Source organism: Collimonas sp. (assembly GCF_039923675.1).
Lineage (GTDB): Bacteria > Pseudomonadota > Gammaproteobacteria > Burkholderiales > Burkholderiaceae_D > Collimonas.
In genome coordinates, this window is sequence record NZ_JBDTCG010000040.1 from 1 (window position 1) to 25,483 (window position 25,483).

Here is a 25,483-nt window from a genome sequence, read left to right on the forward strand (position 1 = left end):
CGACCGATCTGGCCGACTACCTGGTCAAGAAAGGCTTGCCTTTCCGCGATGCCCACGAAGCCGTGGCGCACGCAGTGCGCAGCTGCGTCGACCAGGGCTGCGACCTCAGTGATTTGTCGCTGGAGCAACTGCGGGCGTTCTCGCCGCTGATCGATGACGATATCTTCCAGGTGCTGACACTGGAAGGATCGGTCGCGGCGCGCGACCATATCGGCGGCACCGCCCCACGCCAGGTACGTCTGGCGATCCAGCATTTGCGTCAGCAACTGGGCTGATACGTCATTTCCGACCGAGTCATTCCCGCGAATGCGGGAATCCAATTTACGCAGCATTTTGGATCCCCGCGTGCGCGGGGATGACCGAGTTGTTTTTGACAATCCCCTGATAGAGCATCCTCAGCAAAAGCCCCCAACGCCGGGTATAATTGCAAAAAACCACGCAATACATCTCCAAAACCGACCAAAAGTCGTACCACCCCCGCGTAAAACATCCGCTTTACCTGGCCTGTGAGTTGCTTGAGCGCCAGGAATTCCAGACCGAATTCCCTTATACTTTGTTCACCTTTGGTGCGTCCCCGCACGCGCCGAAATAAAAACGCTGGCGACTTCCTGCTGCATAATGCCATTCGGCCGCAAGGCCGGCATCACAGGACGTCACTATAAAAACGGTCTCTTGGAGGATATCGACATGCAATTCAACACCATCTTGAAAACACTGCCATTGCTGATGCTGGCCGCAGGACTGAGCAGCGCCGCCCACGCCGCCGACGTCAAGCTAGGCCTGGCCGCAGCGCTGACCGGCCCGGCCGCCAAGTACGGGGTCGCCATCAAGAACGGCTTTTCGCTGGCCGCGGATGAAATCAACGCCACCGGCGGCGTCAACGGCAGCAAGCTGCAACTGATTATCGAAGACGAGCAAGGCAAAAAAGAAGAAGCCATCAACGTCTTCAAGAAACTGATCTTCAAGGACAAGGCGCTGCTGGTCTTCGGCCCTACCCTGTCCAACTCGGCGTTTGCCGCCGACCCGATCGCCAATGCCGCCAAGGTGGTCGCCTTCGGCACCAGCAACACCGCCGACGGCATCACCGCCATGGGCCCGTTCACTTTCCGCAACTCAGTGATGGAAGCCGACGTCCTGCCAGTCACCACGCGCGCCGCGGTCAAGCACTTCGGCATCAAGAAAGTCGCCATCATCTACGGCAACGACGACGCGTTCACCAAGAGCGGCTACGACGTTTTCAAGGCGACCCTGGCCGACCAGAAGATTCCGGTCACCACCACCGAAGCCTACGCCAAGGGCGACGTCGACTTCAAGGCGCAACTGACCAAGATCAAGGCTTCCAATCCGGACGCCATCGTCTGCTCCTGCCTGACCGAAGAAGCCGCCAACATCATCCTGCAAACCCGCGCGCTGGGCATGAAGCAGCCGTTCATCGGCGGTAACGGCTTGAATTCGCCGAAACTGTTCGACATCGCCAAGGGTGCTGGCGACGACACTATCATGGGCAGCCCATGGTCATCGGAAAACCTGACGCCGGCCAACAAGGCCTTCATCGCCGCCTACAAGGCGAAATTCAACAGCGATCCAGACCAGTTTGCGGCGCAAGCCTATGATGCTTTGCACGTTGTCGCCGACGCCCTGAAGAAAATCAAGCTGAGCGGAGCCGTCGACAAAGACCGGATCGCCCTGCAACAAGCGCTGCCATCGGTAACGATTGAAGGCGCAACCGGCAAATTCGCCTTCCGCAAAGCGCCGGCCGTCACCGGCAAGGAAGTCGGCTACGACGCGCAGCAGGAAGCAATTGTGAATATCGCCAAGGGCGGCAAGTTCATCTTGCTGAAGTAATCCCGACAGCTGTCCACGCAGCGATAATGCCCGTCGCAATAATTAGGGTCAATAATTAGGGTCAGAGTCGAATACTTTCGCAAAACAATATTCGACTCTGTCCGAGCGACTCTGACCCTAATTAAATTAAAGAAAAACCTCCATGCTTGAACAACAACTCATCAACGCCCTCTCGCTGGGCAGCGTCTATGCGCTGTTTGCGCTTGGCTTCACGCTGGTATTCGGCGTGCTGGGCGTGATCAATTTATCGCACGGCGCCATCTTCATGCTGGGCAGTTATGCCGCACTGCTGCTGGTGGAGCACCTGGCGCTGCCGCTGTGGCTGGCGATGCTGGCCGCGATGCTGGTCTCCGGCCTGATCGGCCTGGCGGTCGACTATCTGGTGCTGAAACCGCTACGGGCGCGCAACGCGCCGCATCTGGCGCCCATGATTGCGACCATCGGCGTCGCCACCATCCTCACCAGCCTGGCACAAGGCCTGTTCGGTGCTGAAAACAAGCGCTTCCCGGTCGGCACCATTCCGGAAGAAAGCTACAACTGGGGCAACCTGCATGTCACCGCGGTGCAGATCGGCATCGTCGTGATTTCCTTCGTACTGATGCTGGTGCTGCTGGCGGTCATGCGCCGCACCCAGCTGGGCCGCGCCTTGCGCGCCATCGCCGAATCACCGAAAGCCGCTTACCTGCTCGGCATCAATGTCGAAGGCCTGTTCTACCTGACCTCGTTCGCCGCCGCCGCCCTGGGCGGCGCTGCCGGCGTGCTGGTCGGGCTGTCGTTCAACGCCATCACGCCGTTCATGGGCCAACCGATGTTGCACAAAGGCATCGCGGTCATCATCCTGGGCGGCATGGGCGATATCCGCGGCGCCATGATCGCCGGTCTGTTTCTCGGCTTTGCCGAGGTGCTGACCGTCGCGTATATTTCCAGCGATTTCCGCGATGCGGTGGGGTTCGGATTGCTGTTCTTGATATTGCTGGTCAAGCCTTCGGGGATGTTTGGCAAAGTGCTGGAAAGGAAAGCCTGAGATGACTGAACTGCTTACAACCATCGGCGCTACCGGCTTCATGGATTGGTGGGACGGTTTCTGGTCGACCTACAACACCGTGATTTTCAGCCTGGGCGTCAACGCCATGCTGGCGTTGTCGATCTATGTCACCCTGTCCTGCGGCTTGCTGTCACTGGCCAATGCCGCCTTCATGGGCATCGGCGCGTATGCCGCATCGCTGATCAGCATGCAGACCGGCTTGCCGTTCCCGGTGGCGCTGGCCGTTGGCGGCGTGCTGCCGGCGCTGGTGGCGCTGATCATCGGCATTCCGACCCTGCGTTTGTCCGGCGTCTACCTGGCGATGGCGACCCTGGGTTTTGGCGAAGTGGTGCGCGTCATCGTGCTGAACATGGATATCACCGGCGGCCCGCTCGGTCTCAACGGTATTCCGCTGAAGACCGAATGGTGGCACATCGTCCTGCTGCTGGCGCTCACCCTGTACATCCTGGCCCGTATGCGCCGTTCGAAAATCGGCCGCGCCTTCGAAGCCATCAAGGAAGATGAAGTGGCGGCCCGCCTGATGGGCATCAATGTGTCCGGCTACAAGCTGCTGGCGTTCGTCATCGGCGCTGCGATTGCAGGCGTCGCCGGTGGCCTCAATGCTCACTACACCTTCACTATCGGCCCTGGCAATTACGCTTTCGAGAACGCCGTCGACATATTGACGATGGCCGTATTCGGTGGCACCAGCAGCCTGGTCGGCCCGACCTTGGGCGGCATGATACTGACCTTGCTGCCGGAAGCGCTGCGCGATTTCAACAGCTATCGCGCGGTAGTCAACGGCCTGATTCTTGTCTTGGTAATTCTGTATCTGCCCAAAGGCATATGGGATCCACGACGGATGCGCGGGTTTTTCCAGCGCAAATCTCAGGCTGGAGGAAATAATTGATGCTGAAGCTCAACAATATCAGCAAGAACTTCGGCGGCCTGCAGGTTCTGCAAGACGTCACTTTCAATGTGCCGCAAGGCGGCATCTTCGGCCTGATCGGTCCCAACGGCGCCGGCAAGACCACAGTCTTCAATCTGATCACCGGCCTGCTGCGCGCTTCCGGCGGCAGCATCGAATTCGACGATCAGGACATCGGCAAGGTCGCACCGCACAAGATCACCGAGCGCGGCATCGCCCGCACCTTCCAGAACATCCGGGTGTTCAAGGAAATGACCTTGCTGGAAAACGTCGTGGTCGGCATGCACGATCATATGGATTACAGCTTCGGCAGCGTGCTGCTGAACCTGGGCGGCTACCGCAAGATCGAAGTGCAGGCGCGCGAACGGGCGCTGGAGCTGCTATCCTGGGTCCGCCTGGACCACAAGGCGCAGATGCTGGCCGACAGCCTGTCCTACGGCGAACAGCGCAAGCTGGAATTTGCGCGGGCGCTGGCGACCAAGCCGAAACTGCTGCTGCTGGACGAGCCGGTGGCCGGCATGAATCCGGCCGAAAAAACCGAGCTGATGACGGAAATCCTCAACATCAAACAGCGCGGCTTCAGCATCTTCATGATCGAGCACGACATGCGTTTCGTGATGGGCCTGTGCGACCGCATCGCGGTGCTCAACTTCGGCCGCATCATCGCCGAAGGCAGCCCCGAGCAGATCAAGAACAACCCGGAAGTGATCGAAGCCTATCTGGGCAAGGAAGACGCCGAATGATGGCCACAGAAACCACTAGCGCCACACCGATCCTGCAAGTCAAAGACCTTGCGGTTTCCTATGGCCACATCGAAGCCGTCAAAGGCATCGACCTGACGCTCAACGAAGGTGAGATCACCGCGCTGGTGGGCGCCAACGGCGCCGGTAAAAGCACCGCCCTGCTGGCCATCTCCGGCTTGCTCAAGCCACAGCGCGGGCAAGTCCTGTTCGGCCGGCAAGACCTGACCAGGCTGTCGCCGCACAAGATCGTCCAGAGCGGCGTGGTGCAAGTCGCCGAAGGCCGCGCCACGCTCACTACCCTCAGCATCGCCGAAAACCTGGCGCTGGGCGCCTATACCCGCAAAGACAAGGCCAACATCGCCAAGGACCTCGACTGGGTGTATTCCCTGTTCCCGGTGCTGCAACGGCGCAAGGATGGCCTCGCCGGCAACCTCTCCGGCGGCGAACAGCAGATGCTGGCAATCGGCCGCGCGCTGATGGCCAAGCCGCGCGTGCTGCTGCTGGATGAACCGTCGATGGGACTGGCGCCGCTATTGGTGCAAGAGATTTTCCGCATCGTCCAGGAAATCAACCGCACCGGACTGACGATTCTGCTGGTGGAGCAAAATGTCCGCCAGGCGTTGCGGATTGCCCAGCACGGTTATGTGCTGGAAACCGGCAAGATTGTGCTGGCTGACAGCGGCAGCAACCTGTTGAACAATCCGAAGGTACTGGAAGCGTATCTGGGCGGTTGATGCGTCACTTTGGAAAGAACCGCCAGCTCAATTAGCCGGAGACACGATGTGCATGGCCTCTCCTGCAGCCGTCAGCGCTTCGCACCATCCTTCAAATCTGGATTGTTCAAACACCAGCCGTTCGCCGGTCCGAGGATCCCACATATGACGCTCGGCGCTCAGGAGAGCGCCGCCATAGACATGCAGCCCCAGAGAGCGCGTTGCTTGGGGATTGCGAATTTTATGGATTACGCCCGCTCCCAGAATAATGGCCTCACCCGTATTCACCGTCCTGCGGTTGATTTCGACCGGACCATGCTCGGTCTGTCTGAAAAAGACATTTTCCTCACTGCCGTCAGCGATCCCGATCACTCCCCATATACCATGGTCGTGTATCGGCGTTTCGCCGTGAGGCGGTTGGGCGAGACTAACGATGAGTAAATCTTCAGAACGATAAACAATTTCATCAATGGCATCCTGCCCCGGATTCGCCGCCTGCATTGACAGCGCCTGTTGCACCAAACTCCGGATCTCATCGGGACCACCGCCATCTTCGAGGCATTGCTTGCACGCGGAAGCAAACTCTTTTAACCACGACACAGAAACCTCACTTTCGTTGGACGGATGGTGGAACGATGCTTTTCAACAATAACAATGGAAGAGCTTACCCGATGCGATTCCTTTTCGTGTGCACTGGTTTAGAATTGCGCCCGCCAGTTCATCGGCTGCAAGCGACGCTCAATCGGAATGCCCGCCGAGACTCGAAAAAGGGTCATGTTTGGGTGGAAATATTTGTAACGAATTGTCGCGCCGCCTCTTTTCCGTCTCCGGCAAAGTAGCGCCAGGCTGGCCGGTCAGTGCGGGCGCACCCTTGCCGCCTATGTGATTAAGCTCATCTCGCAAGCAATTTCAAGTCCGCTATTCCTATGAACCTTATTTGCTGGCGCGCCCCCTGCACGCGGGCGCAACCGCTATGCTGCGCGCAAGGCGTATTCAGCCCATAAAACCATCGATAGTCTTCAAAGGGAAATACTTCATGTTGGGCATTGCTCTACTCTTCATCGGCGCAGTGCTGGTAGTCAATGGCGTCGGCCTGACCGGCCGCATCGAAGCGCGCGAGAACGCCGTCTTCAATTTCCTGGTAGGTTCTCTGGCGCTCGCCATCAGTTTCATCGGCCTGGTCCGCAGCACCGACAACGCCGGTTACCTGAGCGTTGCGGCGGGCCTGCTGTTTGCCTTCACCTACCTTTATCTGGCGGTGGTGCAATGGAAGGACATGAGCGGGAGGGGATTGGGCTGGTACTGCCTGTTCGTTGCCATCAATACCTTGCCGATGGCCTGGCTGGCGGTAGCGCAGGACATGCGTTCGACCATGATGTGGCTGACCTGGGGCGCGCTGTGGTTCTTGTTTTTCCTGGCCTTGGCGCTGCAGAAAACCATCCGTTCCCTGGGTTGGATCACAGCGCTGGTCGGCATCGGTTCCTGCTGGATTCCGGGATTTTTGATGCTGGCCGGCCGCTGGTAACTCTCAATCGAAGAACTGCATGCCCGCGTAGGGCCGGTCGCGGCAAGCGCGCAGGCGGCTTGCCAGGTCGCCGACATGCGCTTCAAGTTTGTGGCCATCGGGATCAAGAAAATAAAACGACGCGCCTTCGCTGCGATTATCTTTCCATTCTTCGACGCCGGCCGCGCGCATCGCACTGACAAAAGCGGCGAAGGCGCTCGCCTCCAGCCTAAATGCATAGTGGGTATAGTCAGCCTCAGGGAGGCTCGTCCGCGTCGGATCGAGGCAGGCATAGCCACAGTCCGCCTGTGGAAAAATAGGCGCCGTGATCCCAGCTGGCATGCAGGCGCATGCCCAGGGTTATCTGATAGAAATTCACGCTGCGGGAAAGATCGCTGACCGCGAGCGTGAGATGGTTTAGTCCGTTCAGCATGTGTGCCCCATATGTGCAGGAAAAGCTTGTGGATACAAACCCTAGCTTACACTTGCGGAAGAGCCTCGTCCCGATTTCGTCAGAAGCAAAGGCCCCTTCTGAACAGGATTTTTTGCGAGCGCGGCTTCGCCGAACTTATTGCAAACTTCCCCACCGCTCCACCGCCGGCTCCGCCACCGCCCAGCGCCAGATATCATTGCTACGACAGGCACTGCCGGTATACCAGGCGCGCTTCAACTGATCGCCCTCGCCGCTATCAACCGACAGCATCACTTCCTTGCACACGGCCAGCGGCGTGTCAATCAGGCGGACCACGCGCACTTCTCCGTGTTCGTTGGCATAGGGGATTTGATGGACGATGGCCCAGCGGCTGGCATGGCCGACTTCCAGGTTGCCGACCACTGCGGCGATTTCGTCCTGCTCGCCCTTTTGCCAGTTGCGAAAGATGTATTTGGTGGTGGCGTCGGTGGCGGCCTGCACGCCGATGCCGACGGCATAGCCGACTGCGGGATTGGAGGTGACAGCGCCGCTGGCGACGCCGGCGGCGGCGCCGGCAAAACCGCCGATGCTGCTGCAACCTGTGAGCGCTAAAGCGGCCAGCACTACTGTCGCGCCGGCCACCGTGCTACGCGAAACGCGCAGCTTCAAGCTCTGCAGTGGCATCACTGCAACGCTCCCCAGCGCTCGGTGGCGGGTTCGGCGGATGCCCATTTCCAGCCGGGGCCGGCGCGGCAGATGGTGGCCACGTAAAACTCGCTATCCGGGGTATTGATCTTGCCTACCAGGCCGTCGACGGAAAACACGATCTCCTTGCAACTCATGCCTTCACTGCTGATGATGCGGCTGACCGTGACGCGGCCGCGTTCATTGTCTTCGATCGGCAACGAATGCTCGATCTGCCATTTGGCGACGGCGCCGACCGCCAGTTCACCGCCAGCTTTGGCGATGGCGTCCTGCTCTTCGCCATGTATCTTGCGCTGTTCATATTGCACGCCGGCGCGGGCTGCAGCCTGGACCCCGAGACCGATACCGGTCGCCACCGCCGCATTATTGGTGACCTTGCCCGCCAGCGCAGTGCCGGCGACGCCGGCAGCGGCGGAACTGCCCTCGGTCAAGACCGAACTACATCCACTCAATCCCGCCACTGCACACAAGGCCAGCAAACTACCTATCCGTGTTAACCGCATTCCACCATCCACTAGTAAGCCATCAATCAGATCGAGATCGAGATCGAGATCGAGATCGAGATCGATGATGCATTGACAAACATCCGCCGGAGCGGCTGCAAACATTCTAGAGGAGAAAAACCGGATTCACGGCGATCAGGCCATGGCAATTTGCAAATTTTTGTTAAATATTGCCGAATGAAAAAACATCGCCATGAAAAATAACATTAAACAATTTCACATGACATTATGAACCACCACCCATCGGCGAACCGCCACCGCCCATGCCACCCATACCGTTGCCATGGCCCTTGCCGGAGGATTTGTCCTTAGGTACAACTGAGCTGCGATCACAGGAAGCCGAATCGACGCGCTGCAAACGGTCGGCCAGGAAAGCCCGCGTCGTCTGCCGTTGCTGATCATCGAGCGCATCGTTCATGGTCAGCCACAATTCGCGCAGCTGGCGGCCATCCTGTAGCGACAATGCCGATTCCGCATCGATCGCGGCCGACAGCTGGCGCAGGTCGATCGCCGGATTATTCAAGCCGTTAGCCATGTTGGCCTGGATATCGTGCTGCCGCTTTTCCCGGTCGCTGATAATCACTTTCGATTTGCTCTCCAGTTGCCGCCACAAGGTTTGCTGGTTCGGGCTCAAGTGCAGATCGTCCTTCACGCCGTCAGCCACCGACAGCAGATCCTCGCTGCGAAAATCCATCACCGGCGAAGCCAGCGCCGGCGTCGCCAGACCCAGGCTCAAACTGGCCATGACAATTAATGAACTCACTGTCAACGCCGATACCAGCTGCTTTCCATGCATTGCCTTCTCCCTTAACTAAACAGATCATCTGAATTGCGTATTTAACCGGAGTTGCCGCACAGGCGAGGCAGGTGAATCATTTGGTAACAGCTGGGTGGCTATTGATACAGCGTGTTGCCGGGCGCAATTTACCGTTTTCAGCGCGGTTTGCTTTATTATTAGCAACTTACATTGCTATCATGTCCACACTGTCTCTTTAAGATCGACTCCCATGATAAAAATCTCAGGTCTTACCTTCGACTATCCCGGCCATCGCGCCCTGCATCAGGTCAGCCTGGAAGTGGCGGCCGGCAGCGTGACGGCGCTGGTCGGCTCCAACGGCGCCGGCAAAACCACGCTGATGCGCTGCATCGCCGGGCTGGAAACGCCGCTTGCCGGCTCCATCAGTGTCGCCGGCATGGACGTGCTGGAACAGCCGCGCGAAGTGCATCGGATCATGGGCTACCTGTCCGACTTCTACGGCTTGTACCAAGCGCTGACCGTGGCCCAGTGTTTTGAATATGCGGCGGCGGCTCAGGGCTTGCCTGCGCCGGCTATCCCGCAAGCGATACAAACCACCGCACAGCAACTGGGTCTGACCGATCGCTTGCAGCAAACCTGCGATAAATTATCGCGCGGCTTGCGCCAGCGGGTCGCCATCGGCCAGGCCATCATCCATGCGCCGAAAATCCTGTTGCTGGACGAACCCGCATCCGGCCTCGATCCCGAAGCGCGCGCCAGCCTGGCGATCCTGTTCCGTCAGTTGCAAGCGAATGGCATGACCTTGCTGGTGTCGTCGCATATCCTGGCCGAGCTGGACGAATATTCCACGCATATGCTGGCGTTGCGCGAGGGCCGGGTGCTGGAATACCGTGCCCTGGCCCATGACAGCGATCAACTCGCCCCGAAAAAATCGCTACGGATAACGCTGGCGCAAGCCGATGCAAGATTGCAGGCGCAACTGGCGGCCGAACCGGCGCTGCAGGTTACCGCCAGCGATGAACGTAGCGCCGACTTCAATTTCAGCGGCGACGAACATGCCCAGGCCGCTTTTCTGGCGCGCCTGATCGCAGCCGGGCTGCCGGTCAGCGGCTTTTCCGATCAAAAAGAAAACCTGCAGCAATCTTATCTGCGTTCCGTCGCCACTTATGAAAACGGACAGAGCAATCACCCATCCAAGACAGGGAGCGCATCGTGATCAATCCTGAATTCAAGCGTAACCTGTGGCTGCAGTTTTCCTTGCACCGGCTGATTGCCATGCCTGCCGTCCTGGGTCTGGTATTTTTCACGCTCAGCATGGCCGGCAGCAATTTTCCCAGAGGCATAGCGCTCGACAGCATTGCCTTGATTTTATTCGGCGGCATAGTCTGCTTGTGGGGAACCCGCAACGCCAGTAGCGCCGTCATCGATGAAATCCGCGACAAGACCTGGGACCAGCAACGCATGAGCGCACTGGATCCGTGGACCATGACCTGGGGTAAATTGTTTGGCGCCACCGCCTTCAACTGGTATGGCGGAATCATCTGCCTGGTGGTGCTGGCGATAACGTCGATTGCAAGCGGTCACACCATCATGCTCAGCAGCAGCCTGACGCTGGTGGCATTGGGGATCTTGATGCATGCAACGACGATTGCGCTCAACCTGCATCTGATGCGTAGCAACATCCGCGCAGTGCAACGCGGCGGCATCGCCTGGGCGGTCGTGCTGGTAGCCATCATATTCACACCGCCATTCAAATCCGAAGTGGAAACCTACCTCCAGTGGTGGGGCACATCGTATGCCAACGGTTCCTTCCTGCTGGCCAGTACGGCGTTCCTGGCCGCCCTTGCCGTATTTGCAACGTGGCGCAGCATGAACAGCGCTTTGCAAATCAGCACCGTTCCCTGGGCGTGGCCGCTGGGCTGTTGCCTGCTGGCCGCCTACATTGCAGGCTTTGCCGACGGCCAAGGCTTGCTATGGACCGGCTTGCTGCTAGCCATGGCGATGACTTATGGGGCGCTGTTCACGGAAGAAAACGACATCGCGCTGTGGCAACGGATTGTCGCCAGAGCCCGGGCCGGCAACTGGCACGGTTTGTTGCGCAGTCTGCCGATATGGCCCACTACGCTGGTATTGAGTTTTTGCTTTGCGCTGCTCCTGCTGGTCAACCACGACCAGATCCCGCCTTTCAAGTTGCCGGCGGATTTCAGCTACAGCACCTTGCTGGCGCTAACGCTGGCCCTGATGCTGCTGCGCGATAGCTGCGTCTACCTGTTTTTCGCTTTTTCCGGCAAAGGCAAACGCGCCGGCGCCACCACTATCCTGTATCTGGCGATCATCGACGGCCTGCTGCCGTTCATGGCGCATTTCATGGGATCGGAAGCCTTGGCGAGATTCTTCATGCCGATACAGTTCGGCAACGCCTGGGCCATGCTCGGTATCGCCATCGTGCATGCGGTGTTGGCCCTGGCATTGCTCGGCTGGCGCTGGCGCCAGCGAGCGTTGAAGGACGATGCAATATAATCAGGCGCGCGCCGACGCCAGCAAGCCTTCGATGATCTTGTCGAGCTTGACGGCATCGGCGGCAAAACCGCGTATCCCTTCGGCCAGTTTCTCAGTCGCCATCGCATCCTCATTCAGCGCATGGCGGAATTCGGCTTCGTTGTAGCTGACAGCCTGCAAATCGGCTTTGGCGGCGGCATCCTTGTCCAGCGCCAGCGGCATGGCGGCGTCGCTGCCTTGCAATTGCGCCAGCAGTTCCGGGCTGATGGTCAGCAGGTCGCAACCGGCCAGCGCCGCAATCTGGCCGACGTTGCGAAAACTGGCACCCATCACCTCGGTATCTATTCCGAAACGCTTGTAGTAACTATAGATTTGCGCCACCGACTTCACGCCCGGATCGTTGGATAGCGTGTTGGCGGATTCGTCCCACGCCGCGCCGGCAGACTTCTTGTACCAGTCGTAGATTCGGCCGACGAACGGTGAAATCAGGCGCACCTTGGCGTCGCCGCAAGCCACCGCCTGGCAGAAGGCAAACAACAAAGTCAGGTTGCAACGGATGCCGTCCTGTTCCAGGATGCGTGCGGCCTGGATCCCTTCCCAGGTCGAGGCGATCTTGATCAGCACGCGCTCGCGGCCGATGCCGGCGGCTTCATACAAAGCCATGATGCGGCGCGCGCGCGCCACCGTGGCGGCGGGGTCAAAACTCAGACGGGCATCGACTTCGGTGGAAACGCGGCCCGGCACCACTTTCAAAATCTCCAGGCCGAAGCGCACCAGCACCTGGTCTACGATCTGGTCGAGTTTACTGCCGGCATGGGCGGCCACGGTTTCAGCGAGCAAAGGCGCGTAGTCGGCTTGCTGTACCGCTTTCAGGATCAGCGATGGATTGGTGGTGGCGTCGCGCGGCTTGAACTGCGCCAGCTGCTTGAAATTTCCGGTATCCGCAACGACGGTCGTGTACTGCTTCAATTGTTCCAGCTGATTCATGGACTAAACCTTTGCTTTATAAAATGAATGGATAAGATGCAAAAAAATCAATCGTGCAGGGCTTGCGCAGCTGCCAATAATCCTCGGAATTTCTGATAGCGCTCTTGCAGCATCGGCTGTTGTGCGGGTATGGGAAAGAAGCGTTCCTTGACCGGCATGCCGTTCTGCAGCAAATCGCCGCCCCGTCCATATGCCAGGAAACCCAGCTTGGCCGCGCCGATGCACGCGCTAAGCTCGCTGCCCGACAAGGTATAAATTTCCCTGTCGAGGATATTGGATAACAATTGCGCCCAATAGTTGCTGCGGGCGCCGCCGCCGACCAGCGCGCAGGCGCCGACTGTCGCTCCAGCCGATTGCACCGCATGCATCGCATCCAGCAAGCCGAAACCCACGCCTTCCAGCACTGCGTAGCCGAGCGTCGCCGCAGAACTGTCGTAGCCCAGGTTCATGAAGCCGCCGCGCAGCAGGGGATCGTTATGCGGGGTGCGCTCACCGGCCAGATAAGGCAAGAACAGCGGTAGCGTTGCCGCGACCGGTTGTGTCTGCGGCAAGCCGGCTTGCACCAATTGCAACAAGGCTTGCTCGCTAGTCTGCCCTAATAGATTGGTAATCCAGCGCAGGCAGCTGGCGCCCGCCAGCATGGCTCCCATGGTGTACCAGCGTTGCGGTAGCGCGTGGCAAAAACTATGCACTGCGCTGACCGGATTGCCTGCCGCATGATCGGTGATGGCGACTATTGCCGCGCTGGTGCCCAGCGTGATGAAACCGTGGCCGGCGTCAATCGCGCCGATGCCGACCGCCGACACCGGATTATCGCCGCCACCGCCCGCCACCAGCAATTGCCCGCGCAATCCGAGCTGCGCGGCCGCCTCGGCAGTCAGACCGCCTGCAGCGGCCGAACCTTCGACCAAACGCGGCAACTGACTGAGTCGAAGTCCGCAGGCCTGCACCATCGGCTCGAACCAGTCGCGCTTGCCTACATCCAGCCATAGCGTGCCGGCGGCGTCGGAAACATCGCTGATACGCTCACCGGTCAGGCGCAGACGCAGGTAATCCTTAGGAGACAAGACACAGGAAATTTCGCTGAAAACCTGCGGCTCATGCTGTTTCAACCATAACAGCTTGGGCGCCGTCAGTCCGGCCATCGGCAAGCTGCCGGTGACTGCGGCAAACTCCGGATGCGCATTCTGCAGCCATTGCGCCTGCGCGATGGCCCGCGAGTCGTCCCACAGGATGGCTGGACGCAACACGCGATCGGCATGGTCCAGCAGCACCGCGCCATGCATCTGGCCGGAGAGGCCGATGCAACACACCCGCGCGTAGGCGTCCGGGTGGGATTGCCTTAGCTGATGCAAAGCCGTCAAACAAGCTTGCCACCAGTTTTCCGGATTCTGCTCGGACCAGCCGGCTTGAGGCCGCAAAATCGTCAGCCTGACGCTGGCATGCGCCAGGACGGTGCCGTACTCGTCCAACAATACGGCTTTCAGCTCGGACGTGCCGAGATCAATCCCGAGCGAGATGGGACTACCCATATATTTCCATTTTCTGTAGGAGGAATCCGGTTCAAAGACATCCGCATGAATTGCGCACGCGCAACGTCGGCGCCAGCCGTACCGTCTGTTTTTTGCCACTCGGTTCTTCGATCCGCTTCATTAATAATTTGACGGCGCGCATGCCAAGCTCTTTTACCGGTTGCGCCATCACGGTCAGGCGCGGCACGAAGTAATCGGCCCAGTCGAAATCGTCGAAACCGACCAGTGCAATCTGTTCCGGCACGTCGACCTTGGCGTCGCGCAGCGCGTGCATGGCGCCGATGGTCATCAGGTTATTGGCAGCCATGATAGCGGTGGGCGGCTGCGCCAGGGTCAACAGCGCGCGGGTTGCGGTGCGTGCCGGCTCGCTGCTGGATTCGCCGTTGACCACCAGCGCCGCGTCAAACGGCAAGCCGGCGGCGGCCAGTGCGGCACGGTAGCCTTCGATCCGTTCATCAGTGGTGGTCAGGCCGGCGCGGCCGGAAATCAGGGCGATGCGCCGATGTCCATGCTCGACCAGGTGACTGACCAGTTTTTGCGAAGATTTTTTATTTTCCACCCCGACCTGGTCGAATCCCTGCGCCATCAGGCGGTCCACCAGCACCGCCGGAATCTCGTTGGCGCGCAGGTATTCCAGCGCCAGATGCTGCGGATCGGCGGACGGCGCCAACAAGATGCCGTCGACCCGCCGATGGTGCAGCGCCTTGACCGCGCGCAGTTCCTGCTCCGGATCGTCGCGGGTATCGACATACAGCATCATGATGCCGTGCTTGGCGCATTCGGTTTCAATCGCATGCACGGTTTCGCTGAAATAGTGGTTGGAGAGAGCGGAAATGGCGACACCGATGGTATTCGAGGTGGAACGCGCCAGCGAGCGCGCCAGCGTGTTGGGGATGTAGCCGAGCGCCTGGATCGCCGCCTCCACCGCGCGCACCGTCGCCGGCCGCACTTTGCGCGTGCCATTCAAGACATGCGAGACCGTCGAGGTCGATACCTTCGCAATTCTTGCGACATCATCCATGGTTGCCACTGTGTTCCCTCTCTTTTTTTTGCTGCAAACGGGCGGCTGTCCGGCTTTAACAGCCGCCATGCCTTGCTTTAGCGCTTGCTGGACCAGCCTTTGTAGCTGGCGATATTATCCTTAGTAATCAGCACCGGCGCCAGCAATACAGTTGGCTGGGCAGGACGCTTGCCGTTGAGGATGTCGTAGCCGATCGCCACCGCATCTTGTGCCTGCGCCCAAGGATCCTGGCTGGCGGAGGCTTTGATCGAACTGTCGGTCTTCAATACCGCTTCGATATCCGGCGCGCCGTCCACCGAAGTGATGATGACGCCGCTGCGCTTCAGCTGCTTGGCGGCCAGATCGCTGCCGATCGCTTGCGGATCGTTGATGGCGAACAGGCCATCGATTTTAGGGAAGCGGGTCAGGTAGCCTTGCATTGCATTCAAGCCGCCTTCGCGCGAGCCCTTGCCATCCTGGTCATCCGACAGCACCTTGATGCCAGGCGCGGCGGCCAGCACGGTCTTGCAGCCTTTGACGCGATCAATCACCGAGGTCACCTGCGGTCCGTTCTGGATAATCACGTTGCCCTTGCCGCCCAGTTTATCGACCAGGTATTTGCAAGCCAGCTTGCCGGCCAGCTCGTTATCGGTCTGCACCGTCGCATCGACGCCCTTGGCGCCAACGTCCACCGCCACCACCACGATGCCTGCCTTCTGCGCTTTCTTGATCGCAGGTTCGATCGCCACCGGATCGGTGGCGTTCAGCAGGATCAGGTCGACCCCGGCTGCAATGAAATTGTCGATCTGGGTGAACTGCTTGCTCAGGTCGTAATCGGCGGATACCGCGGTGACCTTGACGTTGGGATTGATCTGCAGCGCCTTGGCCTTGGCGCCGTTAGCCAGCGTCACAAAATAAGGATTGCCGAGCGAGCCGACCGTGATGCCGACCGATTTCAGTTCGCGCGCCTGTGCCGATGCTGAAAAGGTCATTGCCAGAGCGAGCGGAAGAATTGCTGCGAGAGCGAGTTTTTTCATGATGTGCCTATCTCCTGTTACTGGTCATGTAAAAGTCCGGATGCAACGACCAGCTTGTCGCACCCGGTGGTCTGTCAAGATTGAGTCCGCATTAAGTCTGCATCAAGTCCGCGCACCCGATTGCCGATAACGGTCCAGCGCTACGGCGCCGATAATCACGATGCCCTTGATGATGTATTGCCAGATATCGGACACCCCCAACAGCACCAAGCCATTGGTCAGCACCGCAATGATCAAGGCGCCGATCAAGGTGCCGCCGATCGAGCCGACGCCGCCGGTAAAGCTGGTGCCCCCCAAAATCACTGCGGCGATCGCATCCAGCTCGTAGGATTGCCCTAGCTGCAAGCCATTGGCGGCGGACAGGCGCGAAGCCGTCATCACTGCGCCGAGGCCGGCCAGCAAACCGGAAACCGCATACACGAACAACAGCACTTTCCAGACCTTGATGCCAGACAGCCGCGCCGCCTCATGGTTGCCGCCCACCGCATAAATCTGCACGCCGATCACTGTACGGCGCAAGATGAACCACGACACCGCCACCACCACCAGCGCAATGATCACCAGCCAAGGCACGCCAAGCACCGAATCATTGCCGATAAAGGCAAATGGCAAGTCGGGGTTGAATACCGTCTTGTCATCTGCCAGCAATCGCGCCAGACCGCGCATCGCGGTCAGGGCTCCGAGGGTAACGATAAACGGCGGCAGCCGCATGAAGGCGATCAGCACGCCGTTGGTCAAGCCCAGCAGCAGGCCGAAGCCGACGCCTGCGGCAATGCCCAGCATGCCGAATTGTGGCGACAGCGACGCCAGCATCGCCACCACTGCCGAGGCGGCCAGGATCGCGCCTACCGAGAGGTCGATGCCGGCGGTGAGGATGACGAAGGTCATGCCGGCGGCCAGCACGATGTTGACCGAGGCCTGCTGGGTGACGATAGACAGGTTCTGCACCGTGAAGAAATTCTCGCTCATCAGGGCGAAACCCAGTATCAGCAACAGCAGCACTGGCAGCATGCCGACCGTGCGTAACAGACCGCGTACCTGCTCGCGCTTGCCGACCGCCTCGGCCGTGACGTTGCTACTTGTTCCCATGATATGTGTCTCCTTGCTATTCTGATTCATGATTGCCATCTTGCGCCCCGGTTCAAGCCGCCTGCGGCTCTATCTGCTGCGCGCCGGTCGCCAGTTCGATAATGTTTTCCTGGGTGATCTCACGTCCCGAATGGCCGCCCAGTTCCGCCACCAGTTCACCTTCACGCATCACCAGCACACGGTCCGAAGTGCCGACGATTTCCGGCAGCTCGCTGGAAATCACCACCACGCCGACGCCGGCCTTGGCGAGTTCGTTGATGATTCGGTAGATCTCCGATTTGGAGCCGATGTCGACGCCGCGCGTAGGCTCGTCCAGGATCAGCACATGCGGCTTGATTTCCAGCAGGCGCGCCAGCAATACCTTTTGCTGGTTGCCGCCCGACAGTGCGCCGACATTGACGCTGCCGGAAGCAACCCGGATCGACAAGGACTTGATCGCTTCCGCAGAGCGCTGGGCGCCACGGCGGCGGTCCAGCACACCACCGTAGCGAGAATCGGGCACACAGGCGCAGACGTTGATGTTGTCGCGCACGCTCATGTCGAGAAACAGCCCTTGCGCCTTGCGGTCTTCAGTCAGGTAGACGACGCCGGCGCGGATCGCATCGGTCGGTCCGCGCAAGCTGGCGACAGCCTTTCCCGCCACTTCCAGCGTGCCGGAGATGCGCGGATTGGCGCCAAAAATCAAGCGCGCCAGTTCGGTGCGCCCGGCCCCGACCAAACCTGCGATGCCCAGTACCTCGCCCGCATGCAGATCGAAACTGCAACCGCGAACCCGGCCGCCGTCGGCCATATCGCGCACCCGCATCACCACGTTGCCGGGATCGTATGGCGCATGTTCCTTCTTGTAGAAACCGGAGAGATCGCGGCCTACCATCATTTTCACCAGCGCCTCGGCCGACAATTCGTCGCGCTCCAGCATGCCGACGTGTTTGCCATCGCGCAGCACCGAAACGCGGTCCGACAATTCGTAAATCTCTGCCATACGATGGCTGATATACACGATCGCCAACCCTTCCTGGCGCAACTGGCGGATCAGTGCGAACAATCGGTCAGTCTCGCGGGAAGACAGCGGCGTCGTGGGTTCATCCATCACCAGGATGCGCGCATGGGCGTGGATCGCGCGGGCGATTTCCACCAGTTGGCGTTCGGCGATCGATAAGGTGCTGACCTTGGTCTGCGGCTTGAAGTCGGCGCCGAGACGCGTCAACACATCGACGCAGCCCGCTTCCATCGCCTTGCGGTCGACGGTCCAGCTGCGCTTCAGCTCACGGCCGAGGTAAATGTTTTCCGCCACACTCAGGTTCGGGCACAGGCTCAATTCCTGATAGATCACGGCGACGCCGAGTTCCTTGGCGGCACGCGGACCGTAGTTGGCGACCGCCTTGCCGTCGATCCGGATTTCGCCGCCGGCGTCCGCTGAATGCGCACCGGACAAGACTTTCATCAAGGTCGACTTGCCGGCGCCGTTTTCACCCATCAAGGCATGCACTTCGCCGGCGAAGACGGTCAGGTCGACTTCTTTCAATACGCGCAAACCGCTGAAGGTCTTGGAAATACCGCGCATTTCCAGGATGGGTGTTGCATCTGACGCTGATTTCATGGGCTGCCCCTCAAGCTGAATGAATATTCGATCTCACAAAAAACACGGATAACAGGATGCAAGCATCCGCATGCCGTCAAGCAATCGCCAATAGAGGGCAACATTCAGACGCGAGCGAATGCTCAATATAGAGTTTTTTGACAATGGGCGGCGAGGTCGGATCACCCCATAGCGGTGCGGAATTTTCATTTGTCTCCAGGCGTTTATGCTTTTTTACCTAGGCCGTCTCGACCGGGAAATGATGCCGGCGACCTGATTTGAGACCAATATTAGTGGAAAGCAAGCGCTTGCGCAAGCGCTTGCTTTTTTGCCGCCAAAGTCAGCCGAATCGAACTTAACGCTTTCTTAACCTAAACCTGGCGAAGCGGTGCTACCCTTACCCCCGAGCTTCCATGACAAGAATTCCGCTCATAAAAGCTGCCCGACGCAAAGATTCCATCCGTGTATAAATAACTCCAATTAAAAAGGGAATTGCTGCATGAATAATGTGAAAGCCGGCCAGCCAACGCCAATGATCCCAGATACGAATAGCGCGAAAATCATCAGCAAATTATTTGAACACGCCGGCATCCGCCTTAACGGCGACCAGCCTTGGGACATGCAAATCCACGATCCGGCGTTCTTTCAAAAGATGTTTGCGACCTGGGAGCTTGGCATCGGCGAGTCGTATATGGATGGTGACTGGGATTGCGAGCAGCTGGACGAATTCTTTTTCAGGGTTACCAGCCACGACCTCGAGCAAACGGTGGTCGGTCCGGCAAAAATCGGCTTCTTCCTGGAAATCCTGCGGCAGAAATTCTTCAACCTGCAAAGCCGCAAGCGCGCCTTCCAGGTCGGCGAACAGCACTACGACATCGGCAACGATCTGTTTGAAAAGATGCTGGATTCCAGCATGACATATACCTGCGGCTACTGGCCCAAGGCCGAGAACCTGGAGCAGGCTCAGCTGCACAAACTCGACCTGATCTTCCGCAAGCTCGAGCTAAAGCCAGGCGAACGCCTGCTGGATATCGGCTGCGGCTGGGGCGGCCTGGCGCGCCATGCAGCGCAACACTATCAGGCGGAAGTGGTCGGCATTACGGTGTCAAAGGAACAGCAGAAGCTGGCGCAGGCACGGTGCGCCGGACTGCCGGTCACGATCGAACTGATCGATTACCGCGAGCTCACAGGGCAATTCGACAAGATCGTTTCAGTCGGCATGTTCGAGGCTGTGGGCGCAAAAAATTACGACGAGTATTTCGATGGCGTCGCCCGCCTGTTGAAGGCGGACGGCCTGTTCTTGCTACATACCATCGGCAATTACGAGACCGAAAAAAAACGCGACGTCTGGCTCGACAAGTACATTTTCCCGAACGGCCACCTGCCCTCGGCCAAGGAAATCACCTCTGCGCTGGAAGGGAAATTCCTGATACAGGACTGGCACAATTTCGGCCAGGACTACGACCGCACGCTGATGGCGTGGTGGGACAATTTCGAGAAGGCCTGGCCAACGCTGCAAGACAAGTACGGCGAGCGCTTCTACCGCATGTGGAAATACTTCATCCTGTCCTCGGCCGGTTTTTTCCGCTCCGGCCAGGGACAGCTGTGGCAACTGGTGCTGAGCAAGCGCGGCCGCAAGGGCCAGTATCGCTCAGTGCGCTAGCGCAGTGGATAACTCATCCGGCGTCATTCCCGCGTCCGCGGGAATGATCGGGGCGCGCAGCTGGGGGCGCCTAGACGGCGTTTTTTAAGCGCGGTCTAATTGCCGGCGACCGTCATGCTTTCAATCAGCACCGAACCAATCTGCTTGGTGCCCCGGATCAGCGTGTCGGCGCCGATGGCGACGATTTGCGCCAGCATGTCTTTCATGTTGCCGGCAATCGTGATTTCTTCGACCGGGTATTGGATGACGCCCTTCTCCACCCAGTAACCGGAAGCGCCGCGCGAATAGTCGCCGGTGACGTAATTGGTGCCCTGCCCCATCAGTTCGGTGACCAGCAAGCCGGTATCGAGCTTCTTCAGCATCGCCTTGAAATCATCGGTGGCTTTGGTCAGCGAAGACGTCATGCTGAGGTTATGCGAGCCACCCGAATTGCCGGTGGTTTTCATGCCCAGCTTGCGCGCCGAATAGGTCGACAGAAAGTAACCCTGCACCACACCGTCCTTGACCACATCGCGGCGCCGGGTCTTGACGCCCTCTTCATCGAAAGGCGCCGAACCGACCGCGCCGATGACGTGCGGATCTTCGACGATCTGGATATGCGGCGCAAATGCCGGCTTACCCAGGGTATCCAGTAAAAACGTGGATTTGCGATACAGCGCGCCGCCCGATACCGCTTGCACGAACGCACCCAGCAAACCCGCTGCCAATGGCGCCTCGAACAGCACCGCGCATTTGCGGGTATCCAGTTGCCGCGCATTCAGCCGCGCCAGCGCGCGCTCTGCGGCGTAGCGGCCGATCGCTTCCGGCTTGGCAAGTTGTTTCGCATCGCGCATCGACGAATACCAGTCGTCGCGCTGCATGTTGCTGCCCTTGCCGGCGATAGGCGCCACCGAAATGGTGTGCCGCGAAAAAGGATAGCCGCCCATGAAGCCACGCGAATTGGCGCTGACAAAGTGCGATTGCTGGGCGTAGACGCCGGCGCCTTCACTGTTGGTGATGCGCTTGTCGACGGCAAATGCTGCCGCTTCACAGCGCTTGGCCAGTTCAACCGCCTCTTCCGCCGAGATCAGCCAAGGCGAGCACAGCTGCAAATCCAGCGGATTCATTTCCAAATCGTCAACATCCGGCAAACCGGCGCAGTCGTCTTCGGCGGTGAAGCGGGCGATGTTGTAGGCCGCTTCGACCGTATCCTGCAAGGCTTTGGCTGAAAAATCGGAGGTGCTGGCGTTGCCGTGCCGGGTATGGCCTTCCTCGCCCAGATAGACGGTGACGCCCATGCCCTTATCCTTGTTTTGCTCGATGGTTTCGACGCTGCCCTTGCGTACGCCCACCGATAAACCACTGCCTTCGCTGATTTCAACCGCGGCGCCGGAAGCGCCTTTTTCCCGCGCATAACGCAACACATCCTGCGCCAGCTGTTGTAATTGGTCTTGACTATGGATAAATACGGAGTCGCTCATGGGTCGGTTTTCTTTGAATAAGGTATAAAAAGGGTATCATAGCAGTCGTTTACAGTAAGGAAGCACCCTTAACATCATGCCAAATCCGAATCGGGGCTCCTGCGGCTTTCAGTCCAGCGAGTTCGAACAAGAATACGATCGTCCCTCCAAGTCACAACTCAAACGCGAGATGACTGCATTGCAGAAGCTCGGCGAAGAACTGATCGCCGAATCGCGCGACCGCGTCAAGCGCGTGCCGATGCCTGAAGATGTGCGCGACGCCATCCTCGAATGCCAGCAAATCAAGGACCACGAAGGACGCCGCCGCCAGACGCAATACGTCGGCAAGAAAATGCGCACTTTGGAGCCGCACGAAATCGCTGAAATCCAGAAAACCCTGGATAGCTGGAGAGGCCTGTCGAAAGCCGACACCGCCGCCATGCACGCGCTGGAGCGCCATCGCGACCGCCTGTTGAAGGACGATAGCGTGCTCACCGAGCTGCTGGCGCACCATCCCGAGCTGGACGTGCAGCACGTGCGCACCATGATCCGCAATGCCCGCAAGGAGCAGGCCGAGAACAAGCCGCCGAAAGCTTATCGCGAAATTTTCCAGCTGCTCAAGCAGTTGCAAAAACCGTCGGCTGACGACGGCGACGACCTGGCTGACCTGGATCAAGATGACGACGACGCTCACTACGATGCCCGCCACGAGTCTTGAAACGACGCGCGGTTTGAAAATCGGCCTGGTGTCGATTTCGGACCGCGCCAGCACAGGGGTTTACCAGGACCAGGGCATTCCGGCCTTGCAAGACTGGCTGGCGGCAGCACTTGCCAGCCCTTGGCAAGTCGAAACCAGGCTGATTGCCGATGAGCGCCCGCTCATCGAGCAAACCCTGATCGAGTTGACAGACAAGCATCATTGCGACCTGATCCTGACCACCGGCGGCACCGGCCCTGCGCGGCGTGACGTCACGCCGGAAGCGACGCTGGCGGTGGCGACCAAGGAAATGCCCGGTTTTGGCGAACAGATGCGGCAAATCAGCCTGCAGTTCGTGCCTACCGCGATCCTGTCGCGACAGGTTGCGGTGATTCGCGAAACTACCGATCATGCCGCGCTGATTTTGAATCTGCCCGGGCAGCCGAAAGCCATCAAGGAAACCCTGGAAGGCTTGAAGGATGCCAACGGCAAGCAGAAGGTCTCCGGCATTTTCGCGGCGATACCGTATTGCATCGACCTGATCGGCGGTCCGTATATCGACACCAACGAGGCGGTCTGCAAGGCGTTCCGGCCGAAGTCGGCGATCAAACCTGCAAAGCCGGCACTTGATTAACGTGTATCCGGCGACTTCGGCCACTGCAACAAAGCCACATTCAGATCAACGTTCTTGCTCTAGAACAGAAAAACCTTTGCCCACGGAAAACACGGGGAAATTCAAAGGAATTCTTTGGTCTTTTTCCGTGCTTTCCGTGGATAAGCCTTTAAGCATTTAATGCCATCAAACATTTACTCTCACCCGGACCAAGCCATGCCTAGCACTCTTGAAACCCTGGAAATCACCACCTCCGATAAACCAAGCGCAGCCGTCATCTGGATGCACGGCCTTGGCGCCGACGGCTCCGATTTCGTCCCTATCGTCAAAGAACTCGATCTGAGCGGCTGCCCCGGCATCCGCTTTGTATTCCCGAGCGCGCCGGCGATTCCGGTGACCATCAACAACGGCTACGTGATGCCGGCCTGGTACGACATCCTGACCACCGACCTGATCCGGCGTGAAGATGAAGGCGGCTTGCGCAAATCGCAAGCCGAGATCGAAGCCCTGATCGCGCAACAGATCGCGCTCGGCATTGCAGCCGACAAGATCGTCATCGCCGGCTTTTCGCAAGGCTGCGCAATGGCGCTGCAAACCGGTTTGCGCTATCCGCAAAAACTGGCCGGCCTGATGTGCCTGTCCGGCTACCTGCCGTTGAGCGACAAGATCGCCGCCGAACGCCACGCTGCCAACCAGCACACGCCGATTTTCCAGGCCCATGGCCGCGCCGACCCTGTGGTGGTGATCGACCGCGCAGAAAAATCGCGCGACCTGCTGCAGCAACTGGGCTACCAGGTCGAATGGCATGAATACATGATGCAGCATTCCGTCTGCGCCGAAGAAGTCGCCGACATCGGTAACTGGCTGCGCCGCGTGCTGGCTTAAACCGGCAGGCCGGCTCAGCCGCTTGCATCGGCAGCCTGATCATAGGCAAACCAAGCCCTGCTTAAATTTGCTCGAATATCACTACCCCGCTCCACAGGCGGGGTATTTTTTTAACAATTGCACTTTGGAAATATCGGACTTATGATGACGCCACCGACAAACATTTGATTGCCATGAACAAGACCAGAATCGTCCTCGGCGTGATCTTATCCGCATGCGCTGCTTTCACCCATGCCGCCGACGCCGTCAAGAGCGTCGAGCAGTATCCCCAACTGGGCTACCCGGTGAAATCGATTACACCGATTTTCAGCCAGCTGCTGGTGCTGCCCTACCCGCCAGGTTTCAAGATCGCATTTGAAAATACCCGGGGGCCGCGCTATATCCGCGAAGCGGTGCTGGAAAAAGAGAACGTCGACGCATGGAGCCAGATGATCACGCTCACAGGCATGAAAGATCTCGCCCTGAAGCCGGACGTCAGCCCGCAATCATTCGCAGAAAACATGGCTGCCGGCTTCCAGCGCGCCTGCCCGGCTTCGTTCAGCGCACAAGGAATCGCCGCCGGGAAGCTCAGCGGCTATGACTCTTTCGTGATGGTAGCCTCCTGCGGCACCTCGCCAACCACCGGCGGCAAAACCAGTGAAGCGGCGATGATCGCCGTGATCAAGGGGCAAAGCGACTATTACACGATTCAGTGGGCTGAAAGAGCTGCGCCATCGGCGACGCCGATTGTTATCGATGTGAGCAAATGGACGGAAAAATTCAGGCAGTTGAATCCGATCAAGCTTTGTCCGATTGTGGCTGGCGAGGCTGCGCCTTATCCGAGTTGCGTCAATTAATTTATCTCACGCCAGGTATTTCAACCAATTTTATTCAACGGCATCTTTCACGTTTACACCATACAACCCGTGGAGAAACTATGTGGACTCACGAAGAAAGCATTGAAACATCCGCGGCTCCTGCACGCGTCTGGGAGCTGCTCGCAAACGTAGCGCGCTGGAAGGACTGGAACACCGGTATCGAGAGTATCGAACTGCATGGGCCGTTTGTTGCGGACACGACTTTTACGATGCGGCCGCCGGGGCAGGATGCATTGACCAGCACGCTGGTTGAGGTCAAAAACAACGAGAGCTTCATTGACGAAACCGTGGTGGATGACACGCGTGTCCTTGTCAATCACAGGCTGGTACTGCTGCCGTCCGGCCGCACGAGAATCGTCTACAGCACGGGAATCACCGGGCCGGGCGCCGCTGAGTTCGGTCCGATGGTGACGCATGATTTTCCGGACGTGCTTGCCGCTCTCAAGAAGCTGGCGGAGCAGTCCTGAAGCAG

Annotated in this window: 25 protein-coding genes and 2 pseudogenes; 15 read left to right on the forward strand and 12 right to left on the reverse strand. The window is 59.0% G+C overall.

All coding sequences use genetic code 11. The annotated features are described in order from the left end of the window. From ABI171_RS07835 to ABI171_RS07860, 6 genes and pseudogenes are all read left to right on the forward strand, one after another. Positions 1-275: pseudogene (locus tag ABI171_RS07835) on the forward strand (argininosuccinate lyase); the annotation flags it as partial. A 412-nt stretch (positions 276-687) separates the two neighbouring features. After that, complete coding sequence (locus ABI171_RS07840; protein ID WP_348092013.1) at positions 688-1,845, forward strand: ABC transporter substrate-binding protein; 1,158 nt, start codon at positions 688-690, stop codon at positions 1,843-1,845. 142 nt (positions 1,846-1,987) lie between these two features. Beyond that, positions 1,988-2,869 (forward strand): branched-chain amino acid ABC transporter permease, encoded by an 882-nt coding sequence (locus ABI171_RS07845; RefSeq protein WP_038487314.1) that lies wholly within the window; start codon positions 1,988-1,990, stop codon positions 2,867-2,869. A 40-nt stretch (positions 2,870-2,909) separates the two neighbouring features. Next, a complete protein-coding gene (locus tag ABI171_RS07850; RefSeq protein WP_348092053.1) occupies positions 2,910-3,779 on the forward strand; it encodes a branched-chain amino acid ABC transporter permease in 870 nt (289 codons plus the stop codon). Beyond that, entirely contained in the window at positions 3,779-4,540 is a 762-nt protein-coding gene (locus tag ABI171_RS07855; protein ID WP_348092014.1) for an ABC transporter ATP-binding protein, read from the forward strand. Before ABI171_RS07850 ends, ABI171_RS07855 begins: the two co-directional genes overlap by 1 nt. Then, positions 4,540-5,274, forward strand: a complete 735-nt coding sequence (locus tag ABI171_RS07860) for an ABC transporter ATP-binding protein (protein WP_348092054.1) — start codon at positions 4,540-4,542, stop codon at positions 5,272-5,274. Before ABI171_RS07855 ends, ABI171_RS07860 begins: the two co-directional genes overlap by 1 nt. A gap of 27 nt (positions 5,275-5,301) precedes the next feature. Here the strand turns inward: ABI171_RS07860 and ABI171_RS07865 are convergent, their stop codons facing one another. Next, the gene (locus ABI171_RS07865) at positions 5,302-5,853 is read right to left on the reverse strand and encodes a cysteine dioxygenase family protein (protein WP_348092015.1); all 552 of its coding nucleotides are present in this window, start codon (positions 5,851-5,853) and stop codon (positions 5,302-5,304) included. 436 nt (positions 5,854-6,289) lie between these two features. Between ABI171_RS07865 and ABI171_RS07870 the strand changes: the two genes are divergently transcribed. Further along, positions 6,290-6,778, forward strand: coding sequence for an AmiS/UreI family transporter (locus tag ABI171_RS07870; protein ID WP_348092016.1), 489 nt, complete (start codon positions 6,290-6,292; stop codon positions 6,776-6,778). A 3-nt stretch (positions 6,779-6,781) separates the two neighbouring features. On the opposite strand, the pseudogene fos reads toward ABI171_RS07870, so the two are convergent. The 4 genes and pseudogenes from fos to ABI171_RS07890 all read right to left on the reverse strand — a co-directional run bounded on the left by fos (position 6,782) and on the right by ABI171_RS07890 (position 9,173). Continuing rightward, positions 6,782-7,190 (reverse strand): annotated as a pseudogene (fos, locus tag ABI171_RS07875) (fosfomycin resistance glutathione transferase). Between the two features lie 135 nt (positions 7,191-7,325). Then, complete coding sequence (locus ABI171_RS07880; protein ID WP_348092055.1) at positions 7,326-7,853, reverse strand: hypothetical protein; 528 nt, start codon at positions 7,851-7,853, stop codon at positions 7,326-7,328. Beyond that, positions 7,853-8,377, reverse strand: a complete 525-nt coding sequence (locus ABI171_RS07885) for a hypothetical protein (protein WP_348092056.1) — start codon at positions 8,375-8,377, stop codon at positions 7,853-7,855. Before ABI171_RS07885 ends, ABI171_RS07880 begins: the two co-directional genes overlap by 1 nt. A 226-nt stretch (positions 8,378-8,603) precedes the next feature. Further along, positions 8,604-9,173 carry a hypothetical protein gene (locus tag ABI171_RS07890; protein ID WP_348092017.1) on the reverse strand — a complete coding sequence of 190 codons (570 nt, stop codon included), beginning with the start codon at positions 9,171-9,173 and terminating at the stop codon, positions 8,604-8,606. A gap of 211 nt (positions 9,174-9,384) precedes the next feature. Here ABI171_RS07890 and ABI171_RS07895 point away from each other — a divergent pair, with 211 nt between their 5' ends. Together ABI171_RS07895 and ABI171_RS07900 are read left to right on the forward strand one after the other, a co-directional pair. Beyond that, positions 9,385-10,350, forward strand: coding sequence for an ABC transporter ATP-binding protein (locus ABI171_RS07895; protein WP_348092018.1), 966 nt, complete (start codon positions 9,385-9,387; stop codon positions 10,348-10,350). Beyond that, on the forward strand, positions 10,347-11,654 hold the full coding sequence (locus tag ABI171_RS07900) for a hypothetical protein (protein ID WP_348092019.1): 1,308 nt from the start codon (positions 10,347-10,349) through the stop codon (positions 11,652-11,654). The genes ABI171_RS07895 and ABI171_RS07900 overlap by 4 nt, the downstream gene beginning before the upstream one ends. Here ABI171_RS07900 and tal read toward each other — a convergent pair whose 3' ends face one another. From tal to ABI171_RS07930, 6 genes are all read right to left on the reverse strand, one after another. Beyond that, positions 11,655-12,620, reverse strand: a complete 966-nt coding sequence (tal, locus tag ABI171_RS07905) for a transaldolase (protein ID WP_348092020.1) — start codon at positions 12,618-12,620, stop codon at positions 11,655-11,657. A gap of 47 nt (positions 12,621-12,667) precedes the next feature. Beyond that, positions 12,668-14,152, reverse strand: a complete 1,485-nt coding sequence (xylB, locus tag ABI171_RS07910; protein ID WP_348092021.1) for a xylulokinase — start codon at positions 14,150-14,152, stop codon at positions 12,668-12,670. 31 nt (positions 14,153-14,183) lie between these two features. Then, entirely contained in the window at positions 14,184-15,173 is a 990-nt protein-coding gene (locus ABI171_RS07915; RefSeq protein WP_348092022.1) for a LacI family DNA-binding transcriptional regulator, read from the reverse strand. A 77-nt stretch (positions 15,174-15,250) separates the two neighbouring features. Next, a complete protein-coding gene (locus ABI171_RS07920) occupies positions 15,251-16,189 on the reverse strand; it encodes an ABC transporter substrate-binding protein (protein ID WP_348092023.1) in 939 nt (312 codons plus the stop codon). A gap of 102 nt (positions 16,190-16,291) precedes the next feature. Further along, a complete protein-coding gene (locus tag ABI171_RS07925; protein WP_348092024.1) occupies positions 16,292-17,278 on the reverse strand; it encodes a ribose ABC transporter permease in 987 nt (328 codons plus the stop codon). 52 nt (positions 17,279-17,330) lie between these two features. Beyond that, a complete protein-coding gene (locus ABI171_RS07930) occupies positions 17,331-18,878 on the reverse strand; it encodes a sugar ABC transporter ATP-binding protein (protein WP_348092025.1) in 1,548 nt (515 codons plus the stop codon). Positions 18,879-19,356: 478 nt separating this feature from the next. Here ABI171_RS07930 and cfa point away from each other — a divergent pair, with 478 nt between their 5' ends. Next, positions 19,357-20,520 carry a cyclopropane fatty acyl phospholipid synthase gene (cfa, locus tag ABI171_RS07935; protein WP_348092026.1) on the forward strand — a complete coding sequence of 388 codons (1,164 nt, stop codon included), beginning with the start codon at positions 19,357-19,359 and terminating at the stop codon, positions 20,518-20,520. Between the two features lie 95 nt (positions 20,521-20,615). Here the strand turns inward: cfa and pmbA are convergent, their stop codons facing one another. Beyond that, positions 20,616-21,980 (reverse strand): metalloprotease PmbA, encoded by a 1,365-nt coding sequence (gene pmbA / locus ABI171_RS07940; protein ID WP_348092027.1) that lies wholly within the window; start codon positions 21,978-21,980, stop codon positions 20,616-20,618. Positions 21,981-22,056: 76 nt separating this feature from the next. Between pmbA and yjgA the strand changes: the two genes are divergently transcribed. The 5 genes from yjgA (at position 22,057) to ABI171_RS07965 (ending at position 25,478) form a co-directional block, all read left to right on the forward strand. Next, the gene (yjgA, locus tag ABI171_RS07945; protein WP_348092028.1) at positions 22,057-22,677 is read left to right on the forward strand and encodes a ribosome biogenesis factor YjgA; all 621 of its coding nucleotides are present in this window, start codon (positions 22,057-22,059) and stop codon (positions 22,675-22,677) included. Beyond that, positions 22,637-23,290 carry a molybdopterin adenylyltransferase gene (gene mog, locus ABI171_RS07950; protein WP_348092029.1) on the forward strand — a complete coding sequence of 218 codons (654 nt, stop codon included), beginning with the start codon at positions 22,637-22,639 and terminating at the stop codon, positions 23,288-23,290. The genes yjgA and mog overlap by 41 nt, the downstream gene beginning before the upstream one ends. Before the next feature lie 195 nt (positions 23,291-23,485). Then, entirely contained in the window at positions 23,486-24,154 is a 669-nt protein-coding gene (locus ABI171_RS07955) for an alpha/beta hydrolase (RefSeq protein WP_348092030.1), read from the forward strand. 173 nt (positions 24,155-24,327) lie between these two features. Further along, positions 24,328-24,990, forward strand: coding sequence for a hypothetical protein (locus ABI171_RS07960; protein WP_348092031.1), 663 nt, complete (start codon positions 24,328-24,330; stop codon positions 24,988-24,990). A gap of 80 nt (positions 24,991-25,070) precedes the next feature. Then, on the forward strand, positions 25,071-25,478 hold the full coding sequence (locus tag ABI171_RS07965) for an SRPBCC family protein (protein WP_348092032.1): 408 nt from the start codon (positions 25,071-25,073) through the stop codon (positions 25,476-25,478). Positions 25,479-25,483 lie beyond the last annotated feature (5 nt).